The sequence below is a fragment of the Streptomyces sp. KL116D genome, from assembly GCF_030766975.1.
In the GTDB taxonomy this organism is placed as follows: Bacteria; Actinomycetota; Actinomycetes; order Streptomycetales; family Streptomycetaceae; genus Streptomyces; species Streptomyces longispororuber_A.
On the sequence record NZ_JASERH010000057.1, the window covers coordinates 238,246 to 254,586 of the forward strand.

Annotated in this window: 12 protein-coding genes and 7 pseudogenes; 8 read left to right on the plus strand and 11 right to left on the minus strand. The window is 72.9% G+C overall.

The genetic code is table 11. From position 1 onward, the window contains the following. Nucleotides 1-196: 196 nt before the first annotated feature. The gene (locus RBJ77_RS23250; RefSeq protein WP_372346792.1) at nt 197-796 is read right to left on the minus strand and encodes a BREX system ATP-binding domain-containing protein; all 600 of its coding nucleotides are present in this window, start codon (nt 794-796) and stop codon (nt 197-199) included. Between the two features lie 916 nt (nt 797-1,712). On the opposite strand from RBJ77_RS23250, the gene RBJ77_RS23255 reads away from it, so the two are divergent. Beyond that, nucleotides 1,713-2,018 (plus strand): hypothetical protein, encoded by a 306-nt coding sequence (locus RBJ77_RS23255; protein WP_372346903.1) that lies wholly within the window; start codon nt 1,713-1,715, stop codon nt 2,016-2,018. A gap of 85 nt (nt 2,019-2,103) precedes the next feature. Then, nucleotides 2,104-2,616: a hypothetical protein gene (locus RBJ77_RS23260; protein WP_372346904.1), complete on the plus strand. Its 513-nt coding sequence runs from the start codon at nt 2,104-2,106 to the stop codon at nt 2,614-2,616. A 66-nt stretch (nt 2,617-2,682) separates the two neighbouring features. On the opposite strand, the pseudogene RBJ77_RS23265 reads toward RBJ77_RS23260, so the two are convergent. From RBJ77_RS23265 to RBJ77_RS23285, 5 genes and pseudogenes are all read right to left on the minus strand, one after another. Continuing rightward, nucleotides 2,683-3,549 (minus strand): annotated as a pseudogene (locus RBJ77_RS23265) (helix-turn-helix transcriptional regulator). Between the two features lie 185 nt (nt 3,550-3,734). After that, nucleotides 3,735-4,088: an aldehyde dehydrogenase family protein gene (locus tag RBJ77_RS23270; RefSeq protein ID WP_372346889.1), complete on the minus strand. Its 354-nt coding sequence runs from the start codon at nt 4,086-4,088 to the stop codon at nt 3,735-3,737. A 76-nt stretch (nt 4,089-4,164) separates the two neighbouring features. Next, nucleotides 4,165-4,671 (minus strand): annotated as a pseudogene (locus RBJ77_RS23275) (aldehyde dehydrogenase family protein); the annotation flags it as partial. Between the two features lie 61 nt (nt 4,672-4,732). Further along, nucleotides 4,733-4,945, minus strand: a pseudogene (locus RBJ77_RS23280) (hypothetical protein); the annotation flags it as partial. Between the two features lie 77 nt (nt 4,946-5,022). Next, nucleotides 5,023-5,199 carry a hypothetical protein gene (locus RBJ77_RS23285; protein ID WP_372346793.1) on the minus strand — a complete coding sequence of 59 codons (177 nt, stop codon included), beginning with the start codon at nt 5,197-5,199 and terminating at the stop codon, nt 5,023-5,025. A gap of 239 nt (nt 5,200-5,438) precedes the next feature. On the opposite strand from RBJ77_RS23285, the pseudogene RBJ77_RS23290 reads away from it, so the two are divergent. The 4 genes and pseudogenes from RBJ77_RS23290 to RBJ77_RS23305 form a co-directional block, all read left to right on the plus strand. After that, nucleotides 5,439-5,765, plus strand: a pseudogene (locus RBJ77_RS23290) (LuxR family transcriptional regulator); the annotation flags it as partial. Nucleotides 5,766-6,204: 439 nt separating this feature from the next. Next, nucleotides 6,205-6,564, plus strand: coding sequence for a hypothetical protein (locus tag RBJ77_RS23295; protein WP_372346905.1), 360 nt, complete (start codon nt 6,205-6,207; stop codon nt 6,562-6,564). A gap of 481 nt (nt 6,565-7,045) precedes the next feature. Next, complete coding sequence (locus RBJ77_RS23300) at nt 7,046-7,399, plus strand: hypothetical protein (protein ID WP_372346906.1); 354 nt, start codon at nt 7,046-7,048, stop codon at nt 7,397-7,399. Nucleotides 7,400-7,606: 207 nt separating this feature from the next. Next, a complete protein-coding gene (locus RBJ77_RS23305; RefSeq protein ID WP_372346907.1) occupies nt 7,607-8,215 on the plus strand; it encodes a hypothetical protein in 609 nt (202 codons plus the stop codon). 987 nt (nt 8,216-9,202) lie between these two features. Here RBJ77_RS23305 and RBJ77_RS23310 read toward each other — a convergent pair. The 4 genes and pseudogenes from RBJ77_RS23310 to RBJ77_RS23325 all read right to left on the minus strand — a co-directional run bounded on the left by RBJ77_RS23310 (nt 9,203) and on the right by RBJ77_RS23325 (nt 13,823). Beyond that, nucleotides 9,203-9,619, minus strand: coding sequence for a hypothetical protein (locus RBJ77_RS23310; protein WP_372346794.1), 417 nt, complete (start codon nt 9,617-9,619; stop codon nt 9,203-9,205). Between the two features lie 700 nt (nt 9,620-10,319). Beyond that, complete coding sequence (locus RBJ77_RS23315) at nt 10,320-11,525, minus strand: AAA family ATPase (protein ID WP_372346795.1); 1,206 nt, start codon at nt 11,523-11,525, stop codon at nt 10,320-10,322. 672 nt (nt 11,526-12,197) lie between these two features. Beyond that, entirely contained in the window at nt 12,198-12,839 is a 642-nt protein-coding gene (locus tag RBJ77_RS23320) for an alpha/beta fold hydrolase (protein ID WP_372346796.1), read from the minus strand. A 36-nt stretch (nt 12,840-12,875) separates the two neighbouring features. Beyond that, a pseudogene (locus RBJ77_RS23325) lies at nt 12,876-13,823 on the minus strand (alpha/beta hydrolase). Nucleotides 13,824-14,084: 261 nt separating this feature from the next. On the opposite strand from RBJ77_RS23325, the pseudogene RBJ77_RS23330 reads away from it, so the two are divergent. Continuing rightward, a pseudogene (locus RBJ77_RS23330) lies at nt 14,085-14,714 on the plus strand (dihydrofolate reductase family protein). Between the two features lie 413 nt (nt 14,715-15,127). Then, nucleotides 15,128-15,292, plus strand: a complete 165-nt coding sequence (locus tag RBJ77_RS23335) for a hypothetical protein (RefSeq protein WP_372346797.1) — start codon at nt 15,128-15,130, stop codon at nt 15,290-15,292. Between the two features lie 73 nt (nt 15,293-15,365). Here the strand turns inward: RBJ77_RS23335 and RBJ77_RS23340 are convergent. Next, a pseudogene (locus RBJ77_RS23340) lies at nt 15,366-16,156 on the minus strand (DUF427 domain-containing protein). Nucleotides 16,157-16,341: the final 185 nt, after the last annotated feature.

Consider the following 16,341-nt stretch of genomic DNA (forward strand, 5'->3'; position numbering starts at 1 on the left):
GGCGAAGTCGCGTTCGACGCGCGCCGGCGACCGGCCCCCGTAGTCGCCGGGCCTGGCCGACGAGTCGAGTCCGTAGGCCGGTTCGGCGGCGCTGCGGCCGCGGGAGAACTCGAGCAGGGCGAGCGGGTTGCCGAATCCATCTCCGTGACGAACCGCGTCGCGGACGCAGCTCTCCAGGCGGCCGCCGACCACTGACTCAGGAGCTGTCCCGCCGCGGTGGTGTCAGGCCTTCCAGCCGGAGGGTCGGCAGTCCGTTGAGGGCGGTGCCGCCCTCGGGGTCCCGTACGGCGAACGCCATGGCGACCGGCTCGGCGAGCAGTCGGCGGGCCACGAACTCCAGGGTCTGCAGGGACGCTTGGTCCAGCCACTGGGCGTCGTCGACCAGGACGAGCACCGGCCGGGTCTCGGAGGCGCGGGTGAGCAGGGTCAGTACGGCGAGTCCGACGAGGAAGCGGTCGGGCGGGTCTCCGGCGGCGATGCCGAACGCCACGCGGAGGGCGTCGCGTTGGGGTTCGGGCAGTTCGTCCAGTTCCAGTTCGCCGAGGAACGGTGTGCAGACCTGGTGCAGGCTGGCGTAGGGCAGCTCCATGTCCGCCTCGATGCCGTGCGCCCAGGTCACCTTCACCCGTGACGCCTGTGCGGCCGCGTACTCCAGGAGCACCGACTTGCCCATGCCGGCCTCGCCGCGGACCACCAGGGTGCTGGACCCGCCTTCGCTCAGACCGGCCAGCAGTGCGTCGAGTGCCGCGCACTCGCGCTGCCGGCCGACCAGGTCGGGAAGCGGGCTGGCGATCATGCGGGGCGGCTCCTCAGGGACATCTGGGGACGAAAGGGTCCCACAACATGGTCGGAACAGGCGCTTGTAACGATATCCGTAAGGGCACACACCCTGTGTGTTTGTCGAGATGTGACGGTCTCCACGTCGGAAAGTCGCCGGGAGCTGTCACAAAACCGCCTGCTGTCCGGTCGACCAGTGCCGATGATCTCGTCAGTCCGCCGCCGCAGAGGTCCCCCGTGTCTTCGCTCGGACACCAGCTCGCCACATCCGTTCTCGTCGTGGGAGCCGGTGCATCAGGTCTCCGCGCGGCCATCGAGGTCGCAGGAGGCCGGTGTCGCGGTCATCGCCGTGTCCAGAGCGCACGGACGACGGCGCACTCTGCCGTCACGGGTTCCGTGGGCCCCGCGCATGGCCATCGGCCGGAGGCGACGACGGGTGGCAGCGGCACGCCGCCGAAACGCTGCGGGAGGGCCTGCCTGTTGGCCGACCCGCGCACCGCCCAGATCGTCGCCCGCCACGCGGACCGGGGCTTCCAGGACGCGGGGCGCGGCGAACGGACCGGGCCGGGGGTGCACCGGGCGCTGCGGGCCCGCGCGCCGAGCTCGGCATCCCCGTCCTCACCGGCGTGTACGTCACCCGGCTCCTGGTCGACGACGGAACGGTGTTCGGTGCCTATGGATTCGGCCTCGCCGACGGCTCGCGCTACCGCGTGCACGCCGACGCCGTGATCCTGGCGGCCGGCGGGCACGCGCATCTGGCGGCGCGCGTCGTCCCGCCGCGACGAGAGCGGCGGCGACGCCTTCCGCCTGGCCACCGAGGCGGGCGCCCGGCTGCGCGACCCCGAACTCGTGCAGTTCCATCCCCTCGGACTGGTCGGACCCGAGCACGCGGCCGGGCTGCTCGTCGACGACGCGGTCCGCGACGAGGGAACGCCGTGCTGCTCAACAACCTCGGTGAACGGTTCATGGCGCGCTACGACTCCGAGCGCATGGAGCGCTGCGGCGGGGACAGGGTCGCGGCGGCCGTCCACACCGAGATCAAGGAGGGCCGCGGCACCCGGGCCGGCGGGGTGTGGCTCGACCTGTCCCACCTCCCGCGCAGAGACCGTCCTGACCCGGCTGCCGCACGTCCACCGGACCCTGCTCGACGTGCAGACGCTCGGCGTCACCCGCGATCCGGTCGAGGTCGCGCGCCGACCGCCCAGTACTCCCTGGGCGGCGTCCGGAGTGCGGCCCGATGACCACGGCACCGACGTCCACGGGCTCTACGTGATCAGGGGAGGCGGCCGGCGGACTGCACGGCGCGCACCGGCTGGAGGAGAACGCGTGGGCCGAACTCTCGTGTACGGCCGGATCGCGGGCCGGGCCGCGGCGGAGTACTCGGCCGGGCTCGCCGTCCAGCAGCGCTCGCCCGCGGCGGTGCGGGCCGCGGAGACGGACGTGTCCCGTCTGCTGGCCGCCGACGGCGAGGAGAACGTCCGCGCCCTGCTGCGGTCGGTGCGGCACCTGATGACGGAGCACGCGGGCGTCGTGCGCGACGAGACCGGGCTCACCGCCGGACTCGCCGCGCTCGCCGAGTCGAGGCCCGCTCGGCGCGCGTCGGGGTGCACATCGACATCGGCGGCTTCAGGACCTCGCGTACGCCTACGACCTCCGGTCCACGCTGCTCGCCGCCCGCGCGACGCTGGAGTGCGCGCGGGAGCGCCGGAGACGGGGCAGCCACCACCGCTCCGACCACCCCGACGTCGACCCCGATCTGACGGTCACTCTGGTGTGGTCCCCGGCCCGCCGGGGTGCGGCGCGAGCCCGTGCCGCCCACCACCCACATCGCCGAGCTGATGCGGGACGTCTCGGCCGACGCGGGGCCGCCGCAGCCGGGCCGGTGACCGGGGCGGAAGGACTGGCTCATACGCTAGCACGACCGTGCAGGGCCCGGTTCTGTGACACGGGATCGGGCAGCAGGGACAGCAGCCGTAGGTTGGTGTCGCTCTCGGTTCCCGGGGTGGCGGTGAAGACGACGAGCCGTTGGGACCGGTCGGGGTCGACCAGGGTCTGGCAGTGCAGGTCCAGCGTCCCGAGCCGGGGTGGAGGAACCGCTTGGGGCGCACACGGGCCCAGGACGGGGCGGCTCCGCCAGATGCCGGCGAACTCGGGGCTCTCCTCGACGAGCGCGTCCACGAGGTCGGCGGCCCGCGAGCCCGCGCCGTCGCGGGTGTAGGCGTCGTGGAGGCCGGCCACCAGGAGACGGCTGTGCTCCGCGTGCTCGCTCTCCGGACGGATCAGGCGCGCCGCGGGGTCGGTGAACCAGCGGTAGGGGGCGCTGCGCGCCAGTCCGCTGTACGCCGTGGTGTCGCCCAGCAGCGCCACGGCCGGGCGGAGTCTGCCGCAGCGTCTCCCCGAGGCGGTTCATCACCACGGCGGGGGTGTCCTCCAGCCGGTCCAGGATGCGCATCATCCCCGGGTCGACGTGGTCCCCGAGCTGCTCACGGCCCGGCACGGCGTGGCCGCCGAGCCGGAAGAGGTGGTCCGTTCACTCCCGTGACAGGCGCAGACCGCGGGCCAGCGCGGCGAGCATCTGCCCGGACGGGTGGGGGCCCCGCGGCTGCTCCAGGCGGCCGTAGTAGTCCGCCGACAGGTCGGACAGCGCCGCGACCTCCTCGCGGCGCAGCCGCCGGTAGCGCCTGCGGCGGCCGCGGGAGAAGGCCGACGTCCTCCGGCTGGAGGGCCTCGCGACGGGCGGAGGAATGCTGCCAGTGCTGCTCGGTCCGCCATCGCTGTCCTCTCCGCCGGCACACGTGCGCCGTCCTGACTCATCTGTCGCCCAGGTGAACGGTGTGATCAGGACGGCGCATTCCCGTGACACGGTGTGTTCTACGGTCGTGGGCCGCGTCGTCCCCTCCGTGCGCTCCGTGCGCTTTGTGCGGGTTGTCCGCGCCGTGGGACGGTACCTGGCCGGCTCACCGGGTGATCGCCTTGGTCTCCAGGAACTCCTCAAGACCGGCGCGGCCCATCTCCCGGCCGTTGCCGGACTGCTTGTAGCCGCCGAAGGGCGCCTGGAAGTTGTGCGGCCCGCCGTTGACGTCGACCTGGCCGACGCGCAGGCGCCGGGCGATCGCCATGGCGTGCTCCTCGTCGCCGGTCACCGCGCCGTTGGGCCCGTAGACGGTGCCGTTGGCGATGGCCACGGCGTGGTCGTCGTCGGCGTAGGGGATGACCACGAGGACGGGGCCGAAGATCTCCTCCTGGGCGATGACCGACGCCGGGTCGACGTCGGCGAAGATCGTGGGCCTGACGTAGGCGCCGGTGTCCAGAGCCCGCCGGCCGGCCGGGGCCGCCGACCACGAGCGTGGCGCCGTCGGCGATGCCGCGGCGGATGTAGTCGTCGACGCGCCGGCGCTGGGTCTCCGAGGCGAGCGGGCCGATCCGCGTGGCCTCGTCGGCGGGGTCGCCGACGACGTACTCCGCGGCCGCGGCCCGCAGCTTCCCGACCACGGTCTCCTGGAGCGCTTCGGGTACGAGCATCCGTACGTAGGCGCCGCAGGCCTGACCGGCGTTGGCCCAGGCGAAGCAGCCAGGCCGCGGGTGACGGCGGCGTCGAGGTCGGCCTCGGAAGGATGATGATGGGCGGCCTTGCCGCCCAGTTCGAGCGACCCGCTTGACGGTGCCGGACGCGGCGACGGACACGGCACGGCCGGCCCGGGTGGATCCGGTGAAGGAGATCATGTCGACCTTCGGATGCCGGGCGAGTGCCTCGCCGACGACCGGTCCCGTGCCCTGCACCACGTTGAACACACCGTCGGGCAGACCGGCTTCGGTGGCGATGCCGGCGAACGTCCGCGCGCTGAGCGGGGAGAGCTCCGACGGCTTGAGGACGACGGTGTTGCCCGCGAGCAGCGCGGGGACGACCTTGCGTCACGAGTTGCTGGAGCGGGAAGTTCCACGAGGGTGATCGCGCCCACCACGCCGATGGGTTCGCGGACGACGAGCGAGTTCGCCACCACGGACGTCCACTCGAACTGCTCGCCGCCTCGACCGCGGCCAGGATCGAGGCGACCGGGAAGCCGACCTGCGCCTGCCGGGAGAAGCTGATCGGCGCGCCCATCTCCAGGGTGATGGTGGCCGCCAGTTCCTCGTGGTGCTTCTCCAGGCCCTCGGCCAACCGCCGCATGACGGCCGCCCGCTGCTCCACCGGCGTCGACGCCCACCTCGAACGCGGTGAGCGCGGCGGACACCGCCAGGTCCACCTCACTCGGCCGTGCCCTCGTGGAGCGTGGCGACGACCGACGCGTCGGCGGGATTCACGACGTCGATCAGCGGTCCGGTACCGCGGACGGCACGGCCGTCGATCCAGTGGGACGGGGCCGGAGAGGAAACGGTGTGTTCGTCGAGGAGGCCGGAAGGAACCGTGTGTTCTTCGTTCATGCCGCCAGGGAACACCCGTCGCCGCACGGCATCCATGCCTTCTCGACCCATGATCCACGTCACTCCCCTGATCCGTGGCGCTCCCTGGTCGCTCCGGCGGCCGACCACGGCGGTCCCGGCCGCCGGAGCGTTGTTATGCTCCCTTTCGTGCAGGGGGCAAGGTGAGCAACGGGGACGGTCCGAGACAGCTGCGCGGCCGACGCCGTGAGCGGCAGGTTCTCGATGCCCTGGCGGCGGACGTGGAGGCCGGACGGAGCGCCGCGCTGGTCCTGCGGGGCGACGCGGGGATCGGGAAGTCCGCCCTGCTGGACCATCTGGAGGCCCGTGTCTCCCGGCACCGCGTCGCACGCGGGGCGGGTGCCGAGTCGGAGATGGAGCTGCCGTTCGCGGGACTGCACCAGCTGTGCGCCCCGTTCCTCGATCGCCTCGACCGTCTTCCGCCGCCGCAGCGCGAAGCCCTGGCGACCGCGTTCGGGATGAGCGACGGCCCGCCTCCCGACCGGTTCCTCGTCGGCATCGCCGTGCTCGGACTGCTCACCGACGTGGCCGCCGAGCAGCCGTTGTTCTGCCTCGTGGACGACACGCAGTGGCTCGACCGGGTCTCCGCGCAGACCCTGGCGTCTCGTGGCGCGGCGGATGCTCGCCGAACCCCTGGCCCGGTGTTCGCCACCCGTGAGCGACGGGGCCGCGACGAGCTGGCGGGCCTGCCCGAGCTGACGGTCGACGGCCTCCACGACACCGACGCCCGCGGTCTGCTGAGCGTGTCGGTCGGCGGCCCGATGGACGCCCAGGTCCGCGACCGCATCCTCGCCGAGGCCCGCGGCAACCCGCTCGCCCTGCTGGAACTGCCGCACGACCGACCCGACATGGGAACGACGGACGGACTCCGCCGCAGCGGTCCCGGCCCGGTGTCGGGCCGCATCGAGCGCAGCTACCTCGGGCGGGTGCAGGCCCTGCCCGCCTCGACCCGACGCCTGCTGCTCGTCGCCGCCGCCGAGCCGATCGGTGACGTGGCCCTCGCTCAAGCGCGCCGCCGAGCAGCTGGGCATCGGCCCGGACGCGATCGACCCGGCGGTGGCGGACGGGCTGCTCGTCGTCGGCGCACTCGTCCGGTTCCGGCACCCGCTGCTGCGCTCCGCCGTCTATCGCTCGGCCGGCCTCGCGGAACTCCGGGAGGCCCACCGGGTGTTGGCGGAGGTGACCGACCGCGCCGTCGACCCGGACCGGCGCGCCTGGCACCTGGCGCGGGCGACGGTACGTCCGGACGAGGCGATCGCCGCCGAACTGGAGGCGTCGGCGGAGCGGGCGGCGGCGCGCGCGCCACCGCCGCGGCGGCCGCCTTCCTCGCCCACGCGGCCGTCCTGACGTCCCACCCGCCGCGCAAGGCGACCCGGGCCCTCGCCGCGGCCCAGGCGAAGATCCGCGCGGTGCGCCCACCGCGGCCCGCGAACTCGCTCGCGCTGGCCCGCAGCGTGATCCCTCGACGAGGACCACCGCGCCCGCGCCGACCTCGTCCAGGCCCAGATCGCCTTCGCCTCGGGACGCATGGACGAAGCGGTGCCCTGCTGCTCGGCACCGCACGCAGTCTGCTGCCGATCGACACCGCCCTGGCCCACGAGACCTTCCTGGACGCCCTGTCGGCGGCCATGTTCGCCGGCCGCCTCGCCTCCGGCGCGGACGCGCGCGAGGTGGCAACAGCCGCGCGCCGCGCCCCGTCGACCCCATCGGCCCCCACCGGGACGACGCGCACCGCCGACGTGCTCCTGGACGCCCTGGCGACACGGTTCACCGACGACTACCGCACCGCGGTGCCTGCCGCGCACACCGTGCTGCGCCTGTTCCGCGAGTGTCCGACCCGGAGCAGATCCTGCGCTGGTCGTGGCTCGTCTCGGCGCTGGCGGCCGAGATGCGGGACGACGAGAGCTGGACGGAGCTGGCGGCACGCCACGTACGGACCGCCCGCACGGTCGGCGCGCTGGCCGAACTGCCGCTCGCCCTCAACTCACGCGTGGTCGTCCACACCTGCGCCGGGGAACTGGCCGAGGCCGCCCTCCTCGTCGCGGAGATCACCCGCGTCCAGGAAGCGGTCGGCGGCAGCTTCGCACCGTTCGGCACCATGTCACTCGTCGCCTGGCAGGGACGCGCGGGCGAGGCTGCCGCTGATCAAGACGGGCCTGGAGAACGCCGTGCGACGCGGTGAGGGCATCGGCGTGGCCATAGCGCGACGGGCCGAGGCCGTGCTCCTCAACGGACTCGGCCGGTTCGAGGAGGCGTCCGACGCGGCCCGTGCGGCGAGCGCGCATCCGCAGGACCTGGTCGCGGCCAGCTGGGGACCGATCGAGCTGGTGGAGGCCGAGCGCGCGCAGCGGCCGCCCCGACGAGGCCCTGCACCGCCCTCGACCGGCTCGTGCGGATCACCGACGCGGCCGGCACGGACTGGGCGCTGGGCGTCCAGGCACGCTCCCGGGCGCTGCTCGGCCAGGGCGCCGAGGCCGAGGAACGGTACCGCGAGGCGATCGACCGGCTCGGGCGCACCACGGTCGCGATGGAGCTGGCCCGGGCGCACCTGCTGTACGGGGAGTGGCTGCGGCGGGAGGCCGGCAGCGGCGAGGCCCGGGAGCAACTGCACGCGGCGCACGCCCTGTTCACCCGGTTCGGCGCGGAGGCCTTCGCCGACCGCACGGTCCGCGAGCTGCGGGCGACGGTGACACGGTGGTCCGGCGCGACGGCGACGCGGCGGCAGGCCCTCACCACCCAGGAGGCACCAGATCGCGCGGCTGGCCCGGGACGGGGACACCAACTCGAGATCGGCGCCCAGTTGTTCCTGAGCCCGCACACCGTGAGTGGCACCTGCGGAAGGTGTACGCGAAGCTCGCATCACCTCCCGGCGGTCCCTGGACACCGTGCTGTGACCGGCGGCCGCCGAGCAGGGCGGACGCGGCGCTCACCACGGGGCCGGCCGTCACACGCGCGGAGTCGGCTGTCACACGTCCGGTGTCACCACGGTCTTGTGTGACGGGGACACGTTCCGTCGCGGTCCCGCATCCCGGCCGAGAGGAGAAGACCCGTGATCACGCGCGCCTCGCTTTCCGTGTCGCCGAGGGCGAGCGGTCTCACTCTGTTCCGTCGCGATCGGCACCCACGTGCTGACCGCCGACGAGCCGGAGCCCGCGGGCGCCGACGCGGGACCCACGCCGGAGAGCTGCTCCTGGCCGCGCTCGGATCGCGCACGTCCACGCCGCGCGGGCGCTGGCGGACCGGCGGCGCTGGCGGCTCGACCGCGTGGACGTGGCCGTGCGGTTCGGCGGCGGCAGGGCCGCATCGTCATCGCAGCGTGGGGCTGACCGGTGAACTGGACGCCCAGCGGGGGCCGGTTGCCGGCGGCGGCCGGGCGCCGTCCCGTGCACCGGCTGCTCGACGCACGATCTGATCAGATCGTCACCGTGCCCGCGCTGCCGGCGGAGCCCGAGGACGTCTCCCGCCGGACCGCTGTCGGCGTGAGCCGAGCGCGGCCGGGTCGTGAGACGCGGTCGCCGGGGCGTCAAGTCCCACGGAGCCGATCTCACTTGCGGAGGAGATCCCCAGCTTCGCGAACACCTTGCGCAGATGCCATTCGCGCCGTGTGCGGGCTGAGGACAAGACAGCGCGGCGATCTCCGCGCTCGTGAACCCGTCCCGGAGCCAGCCGCGCGAGTGACCCGGCCTCCTTCGCGGTGAACGTGACCGACGTCGCCGCGGTCCGCGCGCGCACCTTCGCCCCGGCGGCCCGCAGTTCCCGTCGCGCGCGTTCCGCGAGGCGCCTCGAGCTCCCGCGTCGCCGAGCATCTCCTGGGTACGCCTCGCCCAGCCGGGTTCGCGCATCCGCGGCGCCGCTCACGGCGCAGCGCTTATTCGCCGTAGCGGAGCCGGGCCCTGGCACTGATCCATGCGGGTCCGGGCCAGGTCGAGCTGCTATCGATCGCCTCCTGGTGGTGCAGGGTCTCGGCGGCCGCGCCCTCGGCCACTCAGGGCTCGGACGGCGGCCGAGGTGCCCAGCGCCTGCAGGGCGTGCCGCTGACTCCGGCACGATCTCCTCGATAGGTGCGCACCGACTCGGTCGCGCGCGCGGTCCGGCCGAGACGGACGGCCGCCTCGACGAGTTCCACCCTGGACTGCAGGGACAGACCGAGTTCCTGTTCTCGCAGCCGCGCTCGGCGGCGCCGAAGGCCTCCTCGTAGCGGCCGAGGCCGCTGCATCAGGACCGCCTCCGCCCACGCGGCGGTGAGTGACCTTGCCTCGGCCTGGAGCAGATCGTCGTGCAGTAGACGGCCGCGATCGCCTGCTCGCGACGCCTCCCGTCCCTTGAAGGGCTCCACGACGAGTGCTCCGTGGCGGGCGAAGAAGCTGCTGCCGGTGGCCTCGCCGATCGCCTCGGCCTCCACCAGGAGGGAGTCGCCGGCCCGCAGATCACCCTGCGAACGCGGTTCGACAACCGCAGCGGGAGGGCGGAGGGCAGCACGGCGAGCGCTCCGTCCTCCCGGGCCAGGTCGACCAGGCGCGGAGAGCCGGACCAGGCGCGGTGGCGCGAAGTCCCACGCACGTTGTGGGCCGTGCGGCACACGAGCGCAGCCAGCCAGGGCGTCTCGGCAGTGGCGTGCGGCGGTCCGTCCGGAAGCGCCCGCACGGCGTCGAGGACGAGCGGAGCGCTCCACGGCGTACCCACTCGGTGACCATCCGCGACGCAGGCCGGTGAGCAGTGTGGAGGTCCTCGCGGTCGGCGTGGTCGCCGGCATCGCTCAGCACGGCCTCGGCGGCGTCGCGGACCCCGCCCGTAGGCCAGCCGGCCCGCGGTCAGTGCCGCGTAGATGGCGTCCCGGTAGGTCCGGCGGGCCAGTTCGGAGTCGTACGGCTGGAGCTTCGCCGGGCCGCTTCGAGCAGCGAGGGCAGTCCGGCGCCGTAGCACTGCGGGCCGCGAGCCGTGATCTGGCCGCGCAGCAGGTTCGCCCGGCCGATCCCACGCTCTGCCGAGCGGGTTCAGGTCCGCCACGTCGACCAGGTCCGCGCGCGGTGTCGTAGGCGCCCGCCTGGTACTTGGCCTGGGCGGCGGCCAGGGTCCTGGCTCCGCGCCGGCCCGCGTCGGGGTCAGCTCGCTGGCCGGTGCAGGAAGGCCGCCGCGGCCGCGAGGCCCCCGCGGCGGTGGGCGCGGCCGGCGGATCCTTCGAGTTCGCGGCGACGGCTCGTCGGAAGCTCCGTCGCCGCGCTCGCCAGAGTGCCACACCCGGCGTCCAGGGTCAGAGGTCCGCGTCGATCGATTCGCCAACGCCCGGTGCACGCGGCGGCGTCCTCGACGTCGGCGGCGTAGTGCGCCGCCGAGCGGACCAGGTGCCGGAAGCGGACAGAAGTGCCGAGCGTCAGAGAGGCCCGATGCCTCGGCCTGCGTGACGGCGCTGTCCACCGAATGCCGAGGCGTTCGGCGGCCCGCCGCAGTAGCGCGACGTCGCCGACCGGTTCGAGGGCGGCGACGAGCAGCAGGCGTTGTGCCTCGGCCGGGAGTGCCTGGATGCGGCGCAGATAGCCCGCCTCGATCTGGCCGGCCAGCGGGCGGGCGGCCGGGCCGTCGAAGCCGCCCGCCATCTCCATCGCGGTCAGGCCGCGCGGCAGTTCGAGCAGGGCGAGCGGGTTGCCGCGCGTCTCGGCGACGATCCGGTCCCGTGCCAGCGGGTCGAGCGGGCCGGTGACGACCGAGTCGAGGAGGAGTGCCGAGTCCTGTTCGTCGAGGCCGTGGACGAAGAGTTCGGGCAGGGTGGCCAGGGTCTCGCGGGGGCCGGACTCGCGGACGGCCGAGGACCAGCAGCACCGATTCGGCGAGCTGGGCAGGCGGCGTGCGACGAACTCCAGGGTCTGGGAGGACACGCGGTCCAGCCACTGCGCGTCGTCGACCACGCACAGCAGGGGCTCGTCGGCGGCGGCGGCGAGCAGGCTGAGCGTGGCGAGTCCGACCAGGAACCGGTCGGGCGCGTCCCCGGCCCGCATGCCGAACGCCGTTCGCAGGGCGGTGCGTTGGGGCCCGGGGAGATCGTCGAGGTGAGACAGCAGCGGGGCGCAGAGCTGGTGCAGTCCGGCGTAGGACAGTTCCATTTCGGACTGGACGCCGGCCGCCCGCACGACGCGGAAGCCGTCGGCCCGGCCGACGAGGTGGTTGAGCAGTTCGGTCTTCCCGATGCCTGCCTCGCCGCGCACCACGACGACGCCGCTGTGACCGTCCTCCTGGCCTGCGCGAGCAGGCGCCGTCGAGGACGGGCGCTCGGCGCGTCGCCCGATGAGCCCGGTCCGTGCCCCGTCCCTCACCACTGGCCGCCTCCGCAGGCCACGATACCTCTGGTGGTCACCGTGCCTGCGGGTGGCTCGAAATCGCTCGCTCCTCACGGCTCCCGGTCAGGGGCGCGCGATCACCAGGAACACGGTGCCCACGAAGGTCAGCACGGTCAGGGCGGCCATGGCGATCAGCATCCGGCGCAGCCACCGCAGGAAGCGCCGGTGCCGGGCCGTGTCGGCCTCGCGCTATGATGCTGTCGGCGATGTGCTGCGTCACCATCCCCGCGACGTACTTCTCTTCTGCTCGTCGAGGTACCAGTCTCGGTGTCCCTCTTCTGCCGGTGGGTCAGCGCCGACTGCGCGATGAAGAGCGGCCTACAGCGCAGCCGGGCGGCACCGAGGTGGGCCTCCCGGTACGGGTAGGCACTCTATGTCGGCCACCCCGCGAGCGGCCTGCTCTTCCGTGCTCGCGACGCGCTCCCGAACTCGTTGATGCGCCTGGTGACGCTCTCTGATGCGTCTTTTGGTGCGCTCCCGAAGTCGGCGGCCCGGCGCCCGCAGCGGGGCCGGGCCGCGAGGCGGCGCGGTGACGCGCACCGCGCCGCGGCGCCACAGCGGCTCAAGCGGTGGCCCGTACCGCCTCGTCGACCAGGCGGGCGACGTCGCGCGCGCGGGAGACGGCGACCGCGTGGGAGGCGTCGACGGTCACGACCGTGGCCTTCGCGCGTTCGGCCGATGAAGATCTGCACCTGCGCCGGGATGTTGCGGTCCTCCGTCGCCACGAGTGACCCAGGACAGGAGAACGTCCCGCCAGGCCGGGGCCGAGGCGCCCTCGGCCAGCGCGGCGTCGGCGCACTGCGGCCGCTGCGGTGGTCGTGCCATGACCGCCGCCGCCGTCTCGGGGACGTCGGCGGCGAACTGCTGGTGGAACTTGCCCTCCTCTATGTAGAGGTCGCGCCCGGCCGCCGTCGGCGAGGGTGATCGAGCACGGGGCGGAGCGTCTCCCGGGGGTGCTGCCCGGGAACTTCCCGGACAGGTCGACCGCGCTCTCCCCTTCGTCGGGCAGGAAGGCGGCGACGAAGACGAGCTGCCGCTGCGGTCGAGTCCGCGCGCGGCGTTGCTGATCACCGAACCGCCGTAGGAGTGTCCGACGAGGACCACGGGTCCTGGCAGGGACTCCACGAGCTGTCGGACGTAGTCGCTGTCCTGCTCAGGCCGCGCAGCGGGTTGCTCGCGGACACCACGAGGGTGGCCGTGGGACTGGAGCTTCTCGATGACGCCGTTCCAGCTGGAGGAGTCCGCGAAGGCTCCGTGGACGAGGACGACGGTCGGTTTCTGTTCACTCATGGGAGTGGCCTTTCGTTCAGTCGGTGCCGCGGGCCTTCAGTCGGTGCCGAGGGCCTTGCACGCAGCACGTGGACGGCCTGCTCGATCGCCGTGGTGGAGGCCTGGGTCCCGCGGACCGGGTTGAGCATCATGAAGTCGTGCAGCGTGGCGTTGTAGCGGACGCTCATGGTCGGCACACCGGCCTGGATCAGCTTGCGCGCGTAGGCCTCGCCCTCGTCGCGCAGCACGTCGTTCTCGTCGACGGCGACGAAGGCCGGCGGCAGTCCCGCCAGTTCCTCCAGGGTCGCGCGCAGCGGGGACGCGGTGACCTGGTTCCGCTCGGCCGGGTCGGTGGTGTAGGCGTTCCAGAACCACTCCATGGCCTTCGCGGTCAGGTGCGGGCCGTGGGCGAAGGTGCGGTAGCTCTCGGTGTCCTGGCCCGCGTCGGTGACGGGGTAGTACAGCGACTGGTGCAGGAAGGTCACGTCGCCGCGCTGCTTGGCCATGTGGGTGAGGGCGGCGCTCATGTTGCCGCCGACTGGAGTCACCGGCGACGACCAGGCAGAGAGCCGTCGAGGGTCCCTCGTCGCCGCCCCGGGCGGTGATCCAGCGGGCGGTGGCGTACGCCTGCTCGATGGCGACCGGGTACTTCGCCTCCGGAGCGGTCGTACTCGACGAAGGCCAGGGCGGCCTTCGCGCCCACGGCGAGATTCGCGCACGAGGCGGTCGTGGGTGCCGGCGTTCCCGAGGATCCAGCCGCCGCCGTGCACGTACAGGATCACGGGCAGGACGCCCGTGCTGCCGACGGCTTGATGATGCGCACCCGGACGTCGCCGACCTCCGCGGGGACGGTGATCCACTTCTCGTCCACGTCGGGCTTCTCGACGGGTCCCGACTGGACGTCGTCCAGCAGCTTGCGGGCGCCCTCGACGCCCAGCTCGTAGCAGCGGCGGCGGCTTGGCGGTGGCGTCGGCGAAGTCCTGCGCGGCGGAGCTCGAGAACGATGTCGCTCGCGGCTCGGTCCTTTTCGGGCGGTTGGTTCGGTAGGTCCTTCCCTCTTGAGACCGGGATGTCCGTCACTGCGTGACGCGTCGGGCGAAAGGAACGATGGGACGGACCGTCTCGACCGGTCCCGGAAGAGGAGTTGCGTGGCTGCTGTCGTGATCCGGCGGCATCCCGTTCGACGTCATGATGTGCGGCGCCTCGCCGCACGACGACACGACAGGAACAGGCGAGGGAACCCGTCGATCAAAGCTGCTGAAAGTCATGAACGCTCACGATCTCTCCAGCGACGGCATCGGTGCCGGTGAGGACCAGAGCCTGCAGAGTCCGTTCGGCCACGCCGTCGACCCGGCGCCGCTGATGTCCTGGGCCGGCGCGACGGCGAGCTGGCCCAGCGCACGGACGGCGGAGGCGGCCGGGGCCTCGACGACTGCTACTTCACGCGGGACTTCTCACAACATCGGTGCCGAGATCATGGGCCGCAACAAGTTCGGGCCCCAGCGCGGGCCCTGGCAGGACCACGAGTGGCAGGGCTGGTGGGGGGACGAGCCGCCGTTCACACGCCGGTGTTCGTCTGACCCACCACCCGCGTCCGTCGTTCACGCTCTCCGACACCACGTTCCACTTCGTCGACGGCGACCCGGCGACGGTCCTCGCGCAGGCGCGGGAAGCGGCGCAGGGCAAGGACGTCCGGCTCGGCGGCGGTCAGCGCCGTCCGGCAGTTCCTCGACGCGCCGGCCTCGTCGACACGATGCACGTGGTGGTCGCGCCGGTGAAGCTCGGGTCCGGGCTGCGGCTCTGGGAATCCCCGACGGGCACCTGCTCGACCGGTTCCACCTGGAGGTCGTGCCCAGCCCGAGCGGCGTGACGCACCACCTGTTCTGGCGCAAGTGACGCGAGGGCCGGGGCACTGCCGGGTTGAGCCCGCGACGGCTACGAGAGGGCGTCCGCCTCGGCGGATGCCTCGCCGGTGCCGGCGGCTAGGGTCCCTGAGGTGAGCGACCACTACGACCTGTTCCTGGCGGTGGACCTGCCGCCGGACCTGCCCGAGCCGGTGCTTGTGGAGACTGAGGTGGCTCATGGGACAGGCGGACATGCCGGCCGAGTTGAAGTCGACCGACTGGGAGTCATGGGGTGGTCCCTGGCAGCCCTTCTTCGACGGTGGCTCGGCGAGCCGTTCGTTCGACGGCGCGATGTCTCCTGCCGGTCCGTGCCACGGACCGGCCGAACACTGGACGGCGGCGAAGCATGGGCCTGACCGTCCGGACGTGGATCCACGAGGACGACTTCGGGTGACGATGGACGTCGTGGGATGGCTTCTCAGCCACGCGACCACGCTCGGGTGGGTCGGATTCGTCCGTGACTCCGGCCTCGGCCGGGTCCAGCATCTCGTGCGCCACGAGGACGGCTTCGACCTGGTCGACGTCCGCCCGGCCGGCCCGCCGAAGCACGTGGCCTGGGCACCGCGGTAGCGGCGGTGGCCGACGCCTCTGCCGGGTCGTTCCGCCGCGACCACCACCCCGGTGCACCCGTGCGGTCACGGCACTAGTCGGCTGAAGTGCCGTCGGCATCCCCGGGTTTGGGCAGCTTGAAGCCGTCGACGTACAGGTCGACGTGCTCGTTGTAGAACGCGGTCAGGCCCGCGATGCGGTGCACGTGGGTGGTCGGGAAGTCGTAGGTCCAGGCGATGTCCTCGTGGGAGGCGGTGTCGCTGTCGAAGGACCAGTAGCTGCTCGTCGTCCCCTTGTACGGGCAGCGGGTGACCGTGTCCGAGTGGCGCAGGCGGGTCCAGTCGATGGTCGCGGGGTCGAGGTAGTAGCGGGTGGGCAGGCCGGTCTCGAAGAGCTTGACGCAGTTGTCGGCCTCCGCGAGCTATCGACTCCGTCCAGCTCGACCCGGACCCGGCTGTTCGAACGCAGCGCGTCGACGCGGGAGTAGGGGCTGCGGGGGTGCACGAAGACCGGCTCGTCCTCCTCCAGCCAGGAGTCCAGGGCCTCCCACTCGAAACGCACGGTGTCACGCAGCGCACCCGGGGCGCCCTCGCCCCAGACCCACGCCGCCCCTTCGCGGACCTCCGGTCCGACCTGAAGGGTGTGCCGGTGCGCCGGGCCGGCCCCGAGCTGCTCCATGTGTTTGTCGTCGTGCAGCTCGCCGTCGACCAAGTCCTCGACGGGGATGCTGAATTGGGGGTAGGCCTGCCACTCCCACACGTACAGGGCGCGGCGGGTGTCGAAGACGACCCGGCCGGCGATCGTCCCCCGGATGCGTCGCGGGACCGGTTCGACGTGCCCGATCGGGACGATGAGGCTGGGATGCAGAACACTTTCGGTTGCCATGGTGATCACCTTGTATTCGCTGTGCTCGCTGACGGTGTGCTCTGAGGCTATCCGGACGTGTGCGGCCGTCCGGATGTGGTGGTCGGGGCCAGAATATTCACACGGTGTCTCCCGGGACTCGCGCCGAGTCCGGGACCTGCTCGTGCGTCGTGTCACAGAACCGACGGGTGCCCGGTCAGTGAAAC

Excerpts from the sequence above, each read along its gene's own strand:
- RBJ77_RS23250 (WP_372346792.1), bottom strand. The coding sequence starts at position 796 with ATGATCGCCAGCCCGCTTCCCGACCTGGTCGGCCGGCAGCGCGAGTGC.
- RBJ77_RS23320 (WP_372346796.1), bottom strand. The coding sequence starts at position 12,839 with ATGAGTGAACAGAAACCGACCGTCGTCCTCGTCCACGGAGCCTTCGCG.
- RBJ77_RS23285 (WP_372346793.1), bottom strand. The coding sequence starts at position 5,199 with ATGAACGAAGAACACACGGTTCCTTCCGGCCTCCTCGACGAACACACC.